Annotated in this window: 15 protein-coding genes; 5 read left to right on the top strand and 10 right to left on the bottom strand. The window is 70.4% G+C overall.

From position 1 onward, the window contains the following. Positions 1-1,026, bottom strand: a complete 1,026-nt coding sequence (locus tag FIV43_RS19880; protein WP_231123558.1) for an alpha/beta hydrolase — start codon at positions 1,024-1,026, stop codon at positions 1-3. An 82-nt stretch (positions 1,027-1,108) separates the two neighbouring features. Here FIV43_RS19880 and FIV43_RS19875 point away from each other — a divergent pair, with 82 nt between their 5' ends. From FIV43_RS19875 to FIV43_RS19865, 3 genes are all read left to right on the top strand, one after another. Continuing rightward, positions 1,109-3,253, top strand: a complete 2,145-nt coding sequence (locus FIV43_RS19875; protein WP_141015516.1) for an RNA degradosome polyphosphate kinase — start codon at positions 1,109-1,111, stop codon at positions 3,251-3,253. A gap of 180 nt (positions 3,254-3,433) precedes the next feature. Next, positions 3,434-4,051 (top strand): DUF47 domain-containing protein, encoded by a 618-nt coding sequence (locus tag FIV43_RS19870; protein WP_141015515.1) that lies wholly within the window; start codon positions 3,434-3,436, stop codon positions 4,049-4,051. Between the two features lie 4 nt (positions 4,052-4,055). Beyond that, positions 4,056-5,060 carry an inorganic phosphate transporter gene (locus tag FIV43_RS19865; protein WP_141015514.1) on the top strand — a complete coding sequence of 335 codons (1,005 nt, stop codon included), beginning with the start codon at positions 4,056-4,058 and terminating at the stop codon, positions 5,058-5,060. Positions 5,061-5,158: 98 nt separating this feature from the next. Here the strand turns inward: FIV43_RS19865 and FIV43_RS19860 are convergent, their stop codons facing one another. From FIV43_RS19860 to FIV43_RS19835, 6 genes are all read right to left on the bottom strand, one after another. Further along, positions 5,159-5,815, bottom strand: a complete 657-nt coding sequence (locus FIV43_RS19860; RefSeq protein WP_141015513.1) for a winged helix-turn-helix transcriptional regulator — start codon at positions 5,813-5,815, stop codon at positions 5,159-5,161. 120 nt (positions 5,816-5,935) lie between these two features. Continuing rightward, positions 5,936-6,715, bottom strand: coding sequence for a phosphate ABC transporter ATP-binding protein PstB (gene pstB / locus FIV43_RS19855; protein WP_141015512.1), 780 nt, complete (start codon positions 6,713-6,715; stop codon positions 5,936-5,938). A gap of 44 nt (positions 6,716-6,759) precedes the next feature. Further along, positions 6,760-7,875, bottom strand: a complete 1,116-nt coding sequence (gene pstA, locus FIV43_RS19850; protein ID WP_141015511.1) for a phosphate ABC transporter permease PstA — start codon at positions 7,873-7,875, stop codon at positions 6,760-6,762. A 3-nt stretch (positions 7,876-7,878) separates the two neighbouring features. After that, a complete protein-coding gene (pstC, locus tag FIV43_RS19845; RefSeq protein WP_196780898.1) occupies positions 7,879-8,820 on the bottom strand; it encodes a phosphate ABC transporter permease subunit PstC in 942 nt (313 codons plus the stop codon). A 130-nt stretch (positions 8,821-8,950) separates the two neighbouring features. Further along, the gene (locus FIV43_RS19840; RefSeq protein ID WP_141015510.1) at positions 8,951-10,075 is read right to left on the bottom strand and encodes a phosphate ABC transporter substrate-binding protein PstS; all 1,125 of its coding nucleotides are present in this window, start codon (positions 10,073-10,075) and stop codon (positions 8,951-8,953) included. Positions 10,076-10,266: 191 nt separating this feature from the next. Further along, positions 10,267-11,103 carry an NUDIX hydrolase gene (locus FIV43_RS19835; protein ID WP_231123557.1) on the bottom strand — a complete coding sequence of 279 codons (837 nt, stop codon included), beginning with the start codon at positions 11,101-11,103 and terminating at the stop codon, positions 10,267-10,269. 107 nt (positions 11,104-11,210) lie between these two features. Here FIV43_RS19835 and FIV43_RS19830 point away from each other — a divergent pair, with 107 nt between their 5' ends. Then, positions 11,211-12,305, top strand: coding sequence for a hypothetical protein (locus FIV43_RS19830; RefSeq protein WP_141015508.1), 1,095 nt, complete (start codon positions 11,211-11,213; stop codon positions 12,303-12,305). A 50-nt stretch (positions 12,306-12,355) separates the two neighbouring features. Here the strand turns inward: FIV43_RS19830 and FIV43_RS21245 are convergent, their stop codons facing one another. Both FIV43_RS21245 and FIV43_RS19825 read right to left on the bottom strand, forming a co-directional pair. Beyond that, positions 12,356-12,511, bottom strand: a complete 156-nt coding sequence (locus tag FIV43_RS21245; protein WP_181407819.1) for a hypothetical protein — start codon at positions 12,509-12,511, stop codon at positions 12,356-12,358. 178 nt (positions 12,512-12,689) lie between these two features. Then, complete coding sequence (locus tag FIV43_RS19825) at positions 12,690-12,893, bottom strand: cold-shock protein (RefSeq protein ID WP_141006089.1); 204 nt, start codon at positions 12,891-12,893, stop codon at positions 12,690-12,692. 336 nt (positions 12,894-13,229) lie between these two features. On the opposite strand from FIV43_RS19825, the gene FIV43_RS19820 reads away from it, so the two are divergent. Further along, positions 13,230-14,060, top strand: a complete 831-nt coding sequence (locus FIV43_RS19820; protein ID WP_141015507.1) for an SMP-30/gluconolactonase/LRE family protein — start codon at positions 13,230-13,232, stop codon at positions 14,058-14,060. Positions 14,061-14,082: 22 nt separating this feature from the next. Here FIV43_RS19820 and FIV43_RS19815 read toward each other — a convergent pair whose 3' ends face one another. After that, positions 14,083-14,958, bottom strand: a complete 876-nt coding sequence (locus FIV43_RS19815; RefSeq protein WP_141015506.1) for a bile acid:sodium symporter family protein — start codon at positions 14,956-14,958, stop codon at positions 14,083-14,085. Between the last annotated feature and the right edge of the window lie 52 nt (positions 14,959-15,010).

The following is a 15,010-nucleotide window of genomic DNA, read 5'->3' as shown; positions in this document are numbered from 1 at the left end:
TCAGGCTGCCGCGCGCCGCAGGGCGTCGGCGATCTCCTCCACGGCGGCACGGGCGGTCCGGCCCGCACCGACCACGTTGAGGAAGCCGTGGATCTGGTCGTCGAAGCGACGGGTCTCCACCGGCACCCCGGCGGCGGCGAGTCGGGCGGCATAGGACTCCCCCTCGTCGCGCAGTGGGTCGAACCCGGCGGTGCACAGGTAGGCAGGGGCGAGGCCCGCCGGGAGGTCGGTCTTGAGCAGGTCGACCCGCTCGTCGAGGCGCAGCTCCTCGGTGGGCACGAACGCGTCGCGGACGCCGTCCATGAACTTCTCGGTGAGGAAGAGGCCCTCCTTGAACAGCGCGAAGCTCTCCGTCCCGTGCGCGGGGTCGGTGACCGGGTAGATCAGCAGCTGGTGGGCCAGCGGGGTGCGGGCCCGCGCCGCGGCGATGGCGACCCAGGCGGCGATGTTGCCGCCGGCGGAGTCGCCGCCGACGATCAGCCGGTCCGGGTCGAGGGCGAGCTCGTCGGCGTGGTCGAGCACCCACCGGTAGGCCGCCTCGGCGTCGTCGAACGGTCCGGGGAACGCCGACTCCGGGGCCAGCCGGTACTCCACCGACAGCACCGGCACCCCGGACCGCTCGGCCAGCACCCGGCACGGGGCGTCGTGGGAGTCCAGGTCGCCGTAGAGGAAACCGCCGCCGTGGAAGAAGAGCAGCAGCGGGCCGGCGCCGCGTGCGCGAGCGGTGGGCAGGTAGTGCCGCGCCGGCATCCCGGCGACCTCCAGGTCCCGCGCCGCCCCGATCGGCTGGTGACCGGCGACGGTCGCCGACTGGCGGCGGATCATCTGCCGCGCCCGGTCCAGCGGGAGGTCCTCGGCGCCCGGCATCCGTGCCAGCCGCTGCAGCCGCAGCATCAGCTGGGTGTCGGGGGCCAGCGTCTGCCCGTCGGCGACGTACGGCGCCCCGGCCAGTCGACGTACCACCGGCTCGGGCAGGGCGAGCAGGGTCTTGAGAACGGCCGCTTCGATCGCGTGCTGCAGGCTCACCCGAGCCAACCTACTGGTGGGTCACCCCTCCTGGGAACGCGACGTCACCCGTCGTTCACCGAACGGTGCCAGACTCGTGGACATGACCGCGCAGCTGCACTCCGACCCCTCCCTCCCCGACGAGGGACCCGCCGGCGCTGACGCGGGGAGCACGGTCGTCGAGGCGGACGCCGGCGCCGCCGTGACCGCCGTACCAGACCGGTTCCTGGACCGCGAGCTGTCCTGGCTGCGGTTCAACGAGCGGGTGCTCGAGCTGGCCGAGGACACCTCGCTGCCGCTGCTGGAGCGGGCCCGCTTCCTGGCGATCTTCACCAGCAACCTGGACGAGTTCTTCATGGTCCGGGTGGCCGGCCTGAAGCGCCGGATCGCCACCGGACTCGCGGTGCGCGCCGCCTCCGGGCTGATGCCGCGCGAGGTGCTGGAGCGGATCTGGGAGCTGACCAGCGAGCTCAGCCACCGGCACGCCTCGCTCTTCCGCGACGACGTGGTGCCGGCGCTGGCCGCCCAAGGCATCGAACTGCTGCGCTGGAGCGAGCTGGAGGCCGAGGAACAGAAGACCTGCAAGTCGCTCTTCAAGGAGCGGATCTTCCCGGTGCTGACCCCGTTGGCGGTCGACCCGGCCCACCCGTTCCCCTACATCTCGGGCCTCTCCCTCAACCTGGCCGTGGTGGTGCGCAACCCCAAGACCGGCAAGGAGCACTTCGCCCGGGTGAAGGTGCCGAGCAACTTCGACCGCTTCGTGTCGCTGGGCAACGACCGGTTCGTCCCGCTGGAGGATGTGATCAGCGCCCACCTCAAGCGCCTCTTCCCCGGCATGGAGGTCGTCGAGGCGCACAGCTTCCGGGTCACCCGCAACGAGGACCTCGAGGTCGAGGAGGACGACGCGGAGAACCTGCTGGCCGCGCTGGAGAAGGAGCTGCTGCGCCGCAAGTTCGGCCCCCCGGTCCGGCTCGAGGTCGAGGAGTCGATCACCCGGGAGGTGCTCGAGCTGCTGGTCTCCGAGCTCGACATCAGCGACGAGGAGGTCTTCCGCCTGCCCGGCCCGCTGGACCTGCGCGGACTGCACGGCATCGCCGACCTGGCCCGCGAGGAGCTGAAGTATCCGGCGTTCGTGCCGACCACCCACCCGCGCCTGGCCGAGGTCGAGTCCGCCGCCCCGGTCGACGTCTTCAAGGCGGTACGTCGCCGCGACGTGCTGCTGCACCACCCCTACGACTCCTTCGCCACCTCGGTCCAGCGGTTCATCGAGCAGGCCGCGGCCGACCCGCACGTGCTGGCGATCAAGCAGACGCTCTACCGGACCTCGGGCGACTCCCCGATCATCGACGCGTTGATCGACGCGGCCGAGGCGGGCAAGCAGGTGCTGGTGCTGGTCGAGATCAAGGCCCGCTTCGACGAGCAGGCCAACATCCGTTGGGCCCGCAAGCTGGAGCAGGCCGGCTGCCACGTGGTCTACGGCCTGGTCGGCCTGAAGACCCACTGCAAGCTGGCGATGGTGGTCCGCGACGAGGCCGACGGCATCCGGCGCTACTGCCACATCGGCACCGGCAACTACAACCCGAAGACCTCCCGGATGTATGAGGACCTCGGCCTGCTCACCGCCGACCCCGCCATCTGCGAGGACGTGGCCCACCTGTTCAACAACCTCTCCGGCTGGTCCCGCAACGCCCGCTACGAGCAGCTGCTGGTCGCCCCGGACTCGGTGCGCAGCGGCCTGACCGAGCTGATCGACGCCGAGATCGCGCACCACCGGGCGGGGCGCGAGGCGAAGATCCGGATCAAGGCCAACTCGGTCGTCGACGAGGAGATCATCGACGCGCTCTACCGCGCCTCCCGTGAGGGGGTGCCGGTGGAGCTGCTGATCCGCGGCATCTGCGCGCTGCGCCCGGGTGTGCCCGGTCTCAGCGACCACATCACGGTGCGCTCGGTGCTGGGCCGCTTCCTCGAGCACAGCCGGGTGTTCTGGTTCGCCAACGACGGCGACCCCGCCGCCTGGATCGGCTCGGCGGACATGATGCACCGCAACCTGGACCGTCGGGTCGAGGTGCTGGTGCGGCTGCCCGGGGAGGAGTCGCGCCACGCGGTCACCGAGCTGCTCGACCTGGCCTTCGACGCCGACACGGTCGCCTGGGAGCTGGCCGAGGACGGCGTGTGGAGCCGCAACGACGGCGAGGTGCACCTCCAGGAGTCGCTGATCGAGGCCCAGCGGCGTCGTCTGCGCGGCTGATCCGCCGCCCCGGAGGCGGCGCCGAAACCGCTCCTGACCTGCACAGACCGTGGGGCGTTGGCGCCGCGGCAGGGTGGCGGTGGGCGGGGCCACATCCAGAACCGGGGTCCTCGGTTTGCTTCCTACGGTTCGTCACCCCCTAGCATGATCCCGTTCGCCTCCGCCTCAACGGGAGTCCATGTGGGTCTGCGTCTGCGTCCGGTCGACACCTCTTTCTACGACCTGTTCACCGAATCCGCGCAGCATCTGGTCCGTGGGGCCGGGTTGCTCGCCGAAATGCTGTCCGAGGAGTCCGACAAGGCGTCGGTCGCCGAGCGGATGCGTACCGCCGAGCACGAGGCGGACGACACCACCCACGCGATCGTCAAGAAGGTCAACTCGACCTTCGTGACGCCGTTCGACCGCGAGGACATCTACGCGCTCGGGTCCGGTCTGGACGACGTGATGGACATGATGGACGAGGCGGTCGACCTGATCCTCCTCTACGAGGTGAAGTCGATCCCGCCGGAGCTCTCCGAGCAGGTGGAGGTGCTGCAGCGCTGCGCCGACCTGACCGCCGACGCGATGCCGCGGCTGCGCTCGATGCAGTCCCTGGAGGACTACTGGATCGAGATCAACCGGTTGGAGAACACCGGTGACCGCAACCACCGACGCACGCTGGCCAAGCTCTTCTCCGGTGAGTTCAAGACCATCGAGGTGCTGAAGCTCAAGGACATCGTGGAGTCGCTGGAGAGCGCGATCGACGCGTTCGAGAAGGTCGCGAACACGGTCGAGCAGATCGCGGTCAAGGAAAGCTGATCTCTTGTCGGTCACCCTCGCGATCGTCATCACGGTCGTCGTCGTAGCGCTGGTCTTCGACTACACCAACGGCTTCCACGACGCGGCCAACGCGATCGCCACCTCGGTCTCCACGCGCGCGCTCACCCCGCGGATCGCGCTGGGCCTGGCGGCGATCATGAACTTCGTCGGCGCCTTCCTCGGTCAGAAGGTCGCGCACACGGTCAGTGACACCATCGATCCACCCGAGACGAACCACGGCCTGATCATCGTGGTGGCGGGCCTGCTCGGCGCGATCGCATGGAACCTGATCACCTGGTACTTCGGGCTCCCGTCGTCCTCCTCGCACGCCCTGATCGGCGGCCTGGTCGGCTCGGCCCTGGCGGCCAGCGTCAGCGTCTCCTGGGACACCGTCATCGGCAAGGTCGTCGTCCCGATGTTCGTCTCCCCGATCTTCGCCTTCGCCGCCGGCTTCGCGGTGATGCTGGCGCTGCTGTGGATCTTCCGCCGCGCCAACCCGCACAAGGCGAACCGCGGCTTCCGGATCGCGCAGACCGTCTCCGCCGCCGCGATGGCGCTCGGCCACGGCCTGCAGGACGCCCAGAAGACGATGGGCGTGATCTTCCTGGCCTTGCTCACCGGCGGTTACGTCGGCGCCGACGACGACCTGCCGCTGTGGGTCATCTTCTCCGCGGCCGCCGCGATCTCGGCCGGCACCTGGGCCGGTGGCTGGCGGATCATGCGGACCCTGGGTCGCCGGATCATCCACCTGCAGCCGCCGCAGGGCTTCGCCGCCGAGTCGGTCGCCGCATCGGTGCTCTACACCACCGCCTACGTCTACGAGGCGCCGATCTCCACGACCCACACGATCACCTCCGCGGTGATGGGGGTCGGGGCCACCAAGCGGCTCTCCGCGGTCCGGTGGGGCGTCGCCCGCACCATCCTGGCCGCCTGGGTGCTCACGTTCCCGGCCGCCGCCAGCGTCGCGGCGCTCAGCTACTGGCTGATCCACGGCATCACCCAGCTCTGACCCCCGCCGAGACGTCCCTGGGGTCCCGCCGAGAGGTCCCTCCCGTCCCGGCGAGAGGTCCCTGGGATCCCGGTCAGGGGTCGCTCGGGACCGCTCGGTCAGTCGACCTCGACGGTGAGCGCGTAGCCGCGGCCACGGATCCGTCGTACCTCCGCGACGCCGCCGATCCGGGCGCGCAGACGGGTCACGTGCATCGCGATCGTGTTGCCGCTCGGGCTGCCGTCGCGGGTGCCCCACAGCGCCGCGCGCAGCTCGTCGTCGGAGACCACGCCGGGCGCCCGCAGCATCAGCGCCCGCAACAGCTCGAACTCCTTCAGCGGCAGGTCCGGGAGCCGCTCGGCGCCCACGGTGACCCGGTAGGCGGCCGCATCCAGCTCGAGCGGTCCCACCGCGATCCTGGCGTGCTCCTCGATCGAGTGCGGTGAGGAGGAGAGCTGGCCCCACAGCTCGCCGACCGAGAACGGCCGCGGCACCCAGGCGCTCGCGCCGGCCACCATCAGGCTGCCCACCGCCGCGTCGGAGATCTCCCCCAGCGCCGCGATCACGTACGGCGAACCGTGCCGCCTGATCGTGGTCACGAACTCGTCCGCGGGGATGCCCGCCGCCTCCGGCGCGACCACCACGGCGTGCGGGTCGGTGCGTCCGAAGGCGATCAGTCCGTCGGTCGTGGAGTTCACCCAGGTCAGGTGCACGCCGCGACCGGCGAGACCGTCGCGGAGGTCGTCGGGCTCTCGGTCGGGGTCGACGACCAGCAACTGAGCGCCGGCCGCCTCCGCCCAGCGGTGGAGGTAGGCGCGGACGGCCGTCTCCCGGGGGAGACGGCGTGGTCAGCTGATGGCTGCAGCGCACCCCGAGGCGTACTGCCGGCCACCGGCTCAGCCGAAGCGGCCCGAGATGTAGGCCTCGGTTGCGGAGTCGTCGGGGTTGGCGAACATCTTGCTCGTCGCGTTGAACTCGACCAGGTGACCCGGCTCGCCGGTCGCCTTGAGGTTGAAGAAGCCGGTCTCGTCGCTGACCCGAGCCGCCTGCTGCATGTTGTGGGTGACGATGACGATCGTGAACTCGGTCTTGAGCTCGTGGATCAGGTCCTCGATCGCGGACGTGGAGATCGGGTCGAGCGCCGAGCAGGGCTCGTCCATCAGCAGCACGTCGGGCTGGACCGCGATCGCGCGGGCGATGCAGAGGCGCTGCTGCTGGCCGCCGGAGAGACCCGCGCCGGGCTTGCCCAGCCGGTCCTTGACCTCGTTCCAGAGGTTGGCGCCGCGCAGCGACCGCTCCACGATGCCGTCGGCGTCGGACTTGCTCATCTTCTTGGCGTTGAGCCGCATCCCGGCGAGCACGTTCTCGTAGATCGACATCGTCGGGAACGGGTTGGGCCGCTGGAAGACCATGCCGATCTGGCGACGTACCGTCACCGGGTCGACGCCGGGCTCGTAGAGGTCCTGGCCGTCGACCACGATCTTGCCCTCGACGCGTGCGCCCGGGATCACCTCGTGCATCCGGTTCAGCGAGCGGAGGAAGGTCGACTTGCCGCACCCGGAGGGACCGATGAAGGCGGTCACCGACCGGGCCTTGATCGTCATGTTGACGCCCTCGACGGCGAGGAAGTCGCCGTAGTAGATGTTGACGTCCGAGACGTCGATGCTCTTTGCCATGTCAGCTTCCTTGTCGGCTTCCTGGGTGGTGCAGACGGCGAGGGTCATTTGCCGGTCTTCGGGGCGAATGCGGCGCCGATCACCCGGGCCGCGACGTTGAGGGTCATCACGATGACGATGAGGACCAGGGCGGCGCCCCAGACCATGTCGGTCCACGCCGGGCCGAACTCGAAGTGCGTGGTCTTGTTCAGCGACTGGTAGATGAACGTCGGCAGCGTGGCGACGTTGCCGTCGGCCGGGTTCCAGTTCACCGTGTAGGCGGTGCCCAGGATCAGCAGCAGCGGCGCGGTCTCTCCGGCGACCCGGGCGATGGCCAGGGTCACGCCGGTCACGATGCCCGCGACCGCGGTCGGCAGCACCACCTTCACGATGGTGCGCCACTTCGGCACACCCAGCGCGTACGACGCCTCCCGCAGGTCGTCCGGGACCAGCTTGAGCATCTCCTCGACCGAGCGGATCACCGTCGGGATCATCAGCAGCGAGAGCGCCACACCGCCGCCGATCGCCAGGCGCGGCAGCGGGTCGTTGAGGATCACCTGGAAGAAGGCCAGCGCGAACAGGCCGGCGACGATCGAGGGGATGCCGGTCATCACGTCGACCAGGAAGGTGATGATCGAGGCGAGCCGGGTGCCCTTGCCGTACTCGACGAGCCAGACCGCGGTCAGCACACCGATCGGCACCGCGATCAGCGCGGCGATCACCGTGACCATCACGGTGCCGGCGATGGCGTGGAAGATGCCGCCGGTGCCCTCGATCAGCGCGCGGCCGGAGAGGTCGTCGCTGAGGAAGGTCCAGCTGATCGCGGGGGCGCCCTTGACGACCACGGTGACGATCAGGCTGACCAGCGGGATCATCGCCAGCACGAAGGCGGTCCACACCAGCACCGTCACCAGCCGGTCGGTGGCCTTGCGGCGGTTCTCGACCAGCACGCTCCAGGTCGGGAAGACGACCGCGAAGAACAGCCAGGCGAGGACGGCGATCATGGTGAGACCGCTGCCGAGGATCAGCCCGACCAGGGAGGCCGCGGCGACGGCTGCGACCGCGACGATCAGCGGCGCCAGCCGCGGCAGCTGGCCGCGCGGCTCGGTCGGGTCCGGCGGCAGCAGATCCGCCGCGGTGTGCGCGGTGCCGGGGTCTTGGGTGGGAGGTGTCGCGGTCATCGATCAGGCCTTCACGACGCCCCGGGCCGCGATCCAGCGGCCCAGGAAGTTGACGAGGAACGTGAGCAGGAACAGCGCGAGGCCGGCGAAGATCAGGATCGCCACCTTGATCGGTGACGCCTCCTTGTAGCCCTGCGCGATGAACGCCGCGATGGTGTTGGAGTTCTGGCTGGAGACCACGTCCCAGCTGATGATGACGCCGGTCGCGGAGAGCACCATCGCCACCGCCATCGTCTCGCCGAGCGCCCGGCCGAGGCCGAGGAGCAGGGCGGCGACCATGCCGGAGCGGGCGTAGGGGAGCACGGCCATCTGGATCATCTCCCAGCGGGTGGCGCCGAGGGCCAGTGCGGCCTCCTCGTGCGCCCGCGGCGTCTGCGCGAACACCTCGCGCATGATCGCGGTGACGATCGGGAGGGCCATCAGCGCCAGCACCACCGAGGCGGTGAGCAACGTGCGGGCGGTGGCGCTGGCCGGGCCGTCGAAGAGGGGGATCCAGCCGAGGTAGTCGACGAGCCACTCGTGGACCGGCTTGAGGTAGGGCGCCAGCACGATCAGGCCCCAGAGACCGAAGACCACGCTCGGCACGGCGGCCAGCAGGTCGACCAGGAAGCCGACCGGCTTGGCCAGCCGGCGCGGGGCGTAGTGCGAGATCACCAGGCCCAGCCCGACCGCCAGCGGGGTCACGATGATCATCGCCATCACCGCGGAGAGGATGGTGCCGAAGAGCAGGGCTCCGACGAGGGAGAAGACGTTGGCGCGGCCCTGGAGGTTGTCGGGCTCGGCGTCGAGGGCTGGCAGGCCCTTGATCACCAGGAAGACCGCCACGCCGGCGAGGAAGGCGATGACGAGCAGGGACGCGACCAGCGCCGCCTTGCTGAAGATCGCGTCGCCGACGCGTCGAGCCGCCACCTCGTCGGTGGTGGGCTCCTCGGGGATGACCGTCACAGGTCTGCCTCCGTGCTGATGGATGACTCGGGTGGTGGTGCGGTGCTGCGGGTGGTGCGGTGCTCGGGAGCGAGCACCCGAGCAGGGGCCGGGTGGTCCCGACCCCTGCTCGTCAGGTGCTGGCTGTCGATCAGGAGGCGGCCGTGATGCCGTCGACGATCCCCTGGATCTCCTCCTGCAGCTCGTCGCTCAGCGGCGCCGCGCCGGCGTCCTGGGCGGCCAGCTCCTGGCCGTCGTCGGAGACGACGTAGGAGATGAAGCCCTTGACCAGGTCGGCGGTGGCCTGGTCCTCGTACTCCTGGCAGGCCAGCAGGTAGGAGGTGAGGACGATCGGGTAGACGCCGGCCTCCTGCGTGGTGTGGTCGAGGTCGACGGCGAGGTCGACGTCCTCACGACCCTCCACCCGCGGGGAGACCTCGAGGATCTTCGCCGCGGCCGCCGCGTCGGGGGCCACGAACTCCTCGCCGACACCGATCTTGGCCTGGCCGAGGCCACCGGCCTGGCTGGCGTCGGCGTAGCCGATGGTGTTGGCGTTCTCGGTCACGACCTGGACCACGCCGGAGGTGCCGTTGCCGGCCTCACCGCCGAACTCGGTCGGCCAGGTCTCCACCACACCGGCGCTCCACACGTCGCCGGCGACCGCGTCGAGGTAGTCGGTGAAGTTCTCGGTGGTGCCGGACTCGTCGGAGCGGTGCACCGGGGTGATGTCCGCGTTCGGCAGGTCGGCGTCGGGGTTGGCGTCCACGATCGCCGGGTCGTTCCACTTGGTGATCTCACCGGCGAAGATCCCGGCGACCACCTCGGGCGCCAGGTTGAGCTCGTCGACACCCTCGACGTTGTAGACGACCGCGATCGGCGAGACGTAGTTCGGGATCTCGATCGGGGCGGTGCCGTTGCAGCGCTCGGTGGCCTGCGACAACTCGTCCTCGTCGTCGGTCAGGTAGGCGTCGGAGCCGGCCAGCGCGTAGCCACCGCTGATGAAGTTGGTACGACCGTCGCCGGAGCCGACCGGGTCGTAGGAGTAGGCGACGTCGGGCGCGACCTCCTGGAAGCCGACCAGCCAGGACTCCTGAGCGGTCTGCTGGGAGGACGCGCCGCCCGCCACGAGCTCACCGGACAGCGACGAGTAGTCGACCTCGGAGCTGCCGCTGCCGCTGCTGGCCTCGGCGTCGTCGTCCCCGCCACCGCACGCGGTCAGCAGCAGAGCCAGAGCAGCAACACCGGGCACGAGGGCCCGACGGATGGGAGTGTTCAAGAGATTGGCCTCTCACAGTTGAGGGGCGCACAGACCAGACCCCTCGTTCTTCACTAGGACACCGACGAAGTTAGGGACCGTCGGTAACGCAATCTGCGGACCAACCTGAACGAGAGGTGAACAGCGCCGTAGCACTCGGCGACACCCGGTGGCGCCGGTCACGACGCCGGGCACGACGCCGGTGCGACGCCTCAGACCGCGTGCCGTTCCACCGCGACGATCTTCTGCTTGCGCACGTGCAGCACCAGCATCTCCGCCGGGGCCAGGGTCACCCCGCGCTGTCGCGGCTTGATGCCGAGGGCGTCGTGCACCAGGGGCAGCACCGGCCGGTGCGAGCACAGTACGACGCCACGGCCGTCGTCCCACACGTCCTCGACGATCGCGGAGACCGTCTTCTCGGTGGCGTTCTCCTCGCTCAGCCGGCGCCGAGTGTCCAGCTCGTAGCCGGTCGTCGCGCAGTAGGGCGCCACGGTCTCCACGCAGCGGGTGCTGGTCGAGCTGATCACCCGACTGGCGTCGTACGCGGCGAGGAGGGGGACGAGGCGGTGGGCCTGGGCCTCGCCGACCTTCAGCAGCGGACGGTCCGCGTCGGCGCCGCGCCACCGGTCGCGCGAGCGTGCCCGCGCGTGCCGCAGGACGATGATCGCGCGGGTCCTGCGGCGGACCTGCAGCGCCTCGGCCAGGGTGTCCCGGTCGTGCGGGTAGGTGAGCAGCGTCGCCGCCTCCTGCACCGGCACCCAGCGGACGGCGTCGATCTCGTCGTTGGGGCGGTAGCGGCTCACGTCGTCGTCGCCGACCACGCGGCCGGTCCAGTAGTGGACGACCTTGGGGCGGCGGTTGACCGGATACTCCTGGTCGGCCAGCGGCGGGCCGAGGCGCACGTGCAGGCCGGTCTCCTCGGCGACCTCGCGCACCGCGGCGGCGGTGCGGTGCTCGCCGCGGTCCAGCTTGCCCTTGGGGAAGGACCAGTCGTCGTACTTGGGGCGGTGCACCAGGAGCACCTCGCGGCCGGGCCGGAAGGTGACCACGCCTGCGGCGTGAACGGGGGGACGGGTGGCGGGACCGGTTGCCGGGCGGGAGGGGGCCACGGCGTTAGTCTCACATCCCCCACCCGTTGCAGAGGAGTCCCCCGCGCATGGCCCGTTCCGCCCGCCGTCGTTGGCTGGTCGTCGCGTTGGTGCTCGTGGTGGTCGCGACGGTGGCCACGGTCCTCGTCGTACGTCGCCTCGGCGGCCCGGACACCCGCCTCGGGGCAGCGATGCAACTGGCCCCGCAGGACGCGGTGCGGTTCGGCTGGACCGACTGGGCGGCGGTGCGCGAGGAGGTCGGCGCCGACGTCTCGGCCTCGACCGGCGGACGGGACCTGGACCGGTTCCTCGATGCCGCGTTCGACGCGGACCTGAGCTCGATGTCGGCGCTGGTCTCCTCCGCTCCCGACCTGCAGGACCGGTACGGCGTCTCGCCGGCCTCGCTCGACTGGGAGCTGTTGGCGCAGAGCAGCGCCGGCGCCGTCGTGCTGATGGGGCTGCCCGACGATCTCGACCTCGCCGAGCTGCGGGCCCGGCTGGTCCGGCTCGGCTACACCGAGCCCGACGAGGCGGACGGGGTGTGGCAGGGCGGTCCGGGGCTGCTCCCGGAGATCGGGTCGCTGACTCCCGAGCTCGCCCACCTCAGCATCGACGACGAGCACCGGGTGCTGGCCGCCAGCGACCAGCAGGCCACCCTCCGGGACCTGCCCGGGGCGCAGCGCGCCGACGCGGATGTCGCGGCCGCCGACTCACCCGACGGCAGCGCCGGTGGGATCGAGGAGGTGGTGGAGGCGCTCGGCGAGGTCGCCTCGGCCGCGGTCTACTCCGGCGACCACGCGTGCGCCGCGCTGGCGATGACCCAGGCCGACGAGGACGACCAGTCCACCGCGGCCGGGTTGGTCGACGAGGCCGGCGGCGTGCACGCCTACGACGCCTTCGCGATCGGCGGACCGGTCGAGGACGACCTCGTGCGCGTCACGATGGCGTTCGAGGACGAGGACCGGGCCCGGGCCGACGCGGACAGCCGGTCCCGGCTGGCGGCCGGGGCCGCGCCCGGGCAGGGCGGGACGTTCGGCGAACGGTTCTCGGTGGACGAGGTGGTCGCCGAGGGCCGTCGGCTGACGATGGACCTCGCGCCCGAGCCGGGGGCCTACGTGCTCTCCGACATGGCGAACGGGCCGGTGCTCTTCGCGACCTGCTGAGCGCGCGGCCCGGGGGCCGCGCGAGGTCGGAGGTCCGGCGGAGCTCGCGATCAGCCGGCGAACGGCACGACGCCGAGGATCCGGTCGATCTCGGCGACCGGGAGTCGGTCATCGGTGGAGGTCGCGGCGACCATCAGGTCGGCGGTGAGCTCGACCTCGGTCATCAGCACGTCGTCGTGCAGCATGACGTCGAACGTGTTCGACACGCTGTTCTCCTTCTGCGCAGGGACACCGTGTTGCCGCACGGTGCCGGGGCGAGGGCCCGCACCGACGTACCGAGTCTGCCCGACCGGGAACGGGCGCGAGGGAGAAGCGCGGAAAAAGATTCGGACCCCGCCGGATCGCTCCGGCGGGGTCCGAGAAGATCAGTCCCAGATCAGAAGATCAGAGGGGACGGACGTTCTCCGCCTGGGGGCCCTTGGGGCCCTGGGTGACGTCGAACTCGACCTTCTGGTTGTCCTCGAGGGACTTGTATCCCTGCGACTGGATCGCCGAGTAGTGAACGAAGACGTCGTCGCCGCCACCCTCCTGCTCGATGAAGCCGAAGCCCTTCTCGGCGCTGAACCACTTCACGGTGCCCTGAGCCATATGCTCGTTACTCCTTGTGTCGGGGCGTGAGCCGCCACGTCGGCGGCCCGCACCAGATGCGTGACACGTCGTTCCGGACCCGTGATTGGTGGACCACAAACCAGAATCGCCGTCGGCCAACAAGCTCCGCAGGCGTTCAAACCCTTCAGACCTTGCATCTGTTGCGTGCGTGAGCGTACCAATCGAAGGGCCCAATGGAACTGTTCACGGCGCATCGATCTCAACTTGCGGCGTGAAGGTTGTGCGACACAAGGGTGACGACGACGAAAAACCACATCGCCGAGCCACCCGTGATAGGCCTATTCGGACCGCCCGCCCGATCGCGAAGGAGCCCGCATGTCCGGTCAGGAATGGCGCGTGGTCGCCGAGGGATTCGCCTTCCCCGAGTGCCCGCGCTGGCACCGGGGAGCCCTCTGGTTCAGCGACGTCGCGACCGGCGAGGTGGTCCGGCTGGACATCTCCACCGGCGCCACCGAGGTGGTCTTCTCCGGTGGCCGGCACAACGCCGGCCTCGGCTTCCTGCCCGACGGTGACCTGCTGATCGCGGACGGGACCAGCCGCCGGGTGCTGCGGCGCCGCGCCGACGGCTCGGTGACCGTGCACGCGGACCTGACCGCGATCGCCACCCACACGCTCAACGACATGCACGTCGACGCGCGCGGTCATGCCTACGTCGGCAACTACGGCGACGACAGCGTGCCACCGGCCCCGGCGTTCCCCGCGACACTCGCGCTGGTGCGGCCCGACGGCTCCGTCGCGGCCGCCGCGACGGAGCTCGCGTTCCCCAACGGCGTCGCCACCGACCCGCACGACACCGTCCTCTACGTGGCGGAGACCCGGTCGACGCCGTCGCGGATCAACGCCTTCGACGTGGCCGCCGACGGCTCGCTGAGCGGGCGTCGTACGGTCGTCGAGCTGGGCGAGGGGGTGATGGCCGACGGCATCGCGGTTGCCTCGGACGGCGCGCTGTGGGTCGCCTCGCCGTTCACCGACGAGGTCGTCCAGGTCGACCCCGACGGGACCGTGGTCGGCACGGTCCCCGTCCCCAGCCCGTACGCCGTCGCCGTCGCGGACGACCAGCTCCTGGTCTGCTCCTCGCCCACCTGGGTGCCCGAGGAGGCGCTGCGGCTGCGGGAGGGGAAGGTCCTGGCCCGACGGCTCGGCTGATCCGGGCCCCGGTCGTCCCGGATCAGGCGGCTGCTGGCTCGGGCGCCTGCTTCTTCGCCATCAGGCTGGCGACGACCAGGCCGACGACGATCTGGATCAGCAGGATCCCGGTGATCGCACCCAGGATCTCGGGGTCGTTGTCGAAAGCGATGCCGACCGCGGCGAGCGCCGGTCCGGAGTTGGTGCAGGGTTGGATGAGGGCGGCCGCCTTCTTGGTCGGGGTGTCTCCGACCGAGATCAGGTAGCCGATGCCGATCATCACCGCGGAGGTGACAGTAGCGGCGATCAGGACCAGCGAGCCGACCAGGTCGATGATCGTCTGCCAGCTGCCGAGCAGGGCACCGGTCAGGACGATGACGAAGGTCAGACCCGAGACCTTCTGCGCCCAGGCACCCCATTCCTTGGCCTGGTCCTCGGCGCGGTGGCGGATCAGGATCCCCAGGCAGAACGGCACCAGCTGGAGCACCGCGACGGTCGCGATCAGCTGACCGACCGGCAGCGACACGTCGTCGCCGAGATCGGCGGCCCCGATGATCAGGTTCGCGGTCGGGGCGAAGGTCAGGCTGCCGAGCGAGGCCATCAGGACCTGCAGCACGGCACCCGACTGCAGGTCGGCCTTCGCCGTCATCACCAGCTTCGCGCCGAACGGCGCCCCGGGACAGCTCCACAGCAGCACGGTGGCGATGTAGGCACCCGTCGCCAGGCCGAAGATCTCCGCGGTCGCCCATCCGGCCAGCGGCCGGATCACGAACGCGACCACCAGCACCGCGACCAGCAGACCGACCCGCGAGACCGCGGCTCCGATCTGCGCCAGCGTGGTGTTGAAGCCCGCCGAGAGCATGGTCGTCACGATGAAGACGATCAGAACCATGTTGAACAGCGCCACGATCGTCTCCATGGACGTCTCCTTCTCTCGGGCGTGACCACGCCGGACCCGGTCAAGATAGCCT

The sequence above is a fragment of the Nocardioides sambongensis genome (assembly GCF_006494815.1).
Classification (GTDB): domain Bacteria; phylum Actinomycetota; class Actinomycetes; order Propionibacteriales; family Nocardioidaceae; genus Nocardioides; species Nocardioides sambongensis.
This window is presented reverse-complemented; position numbering and strand designations above follow the sequence as displayed.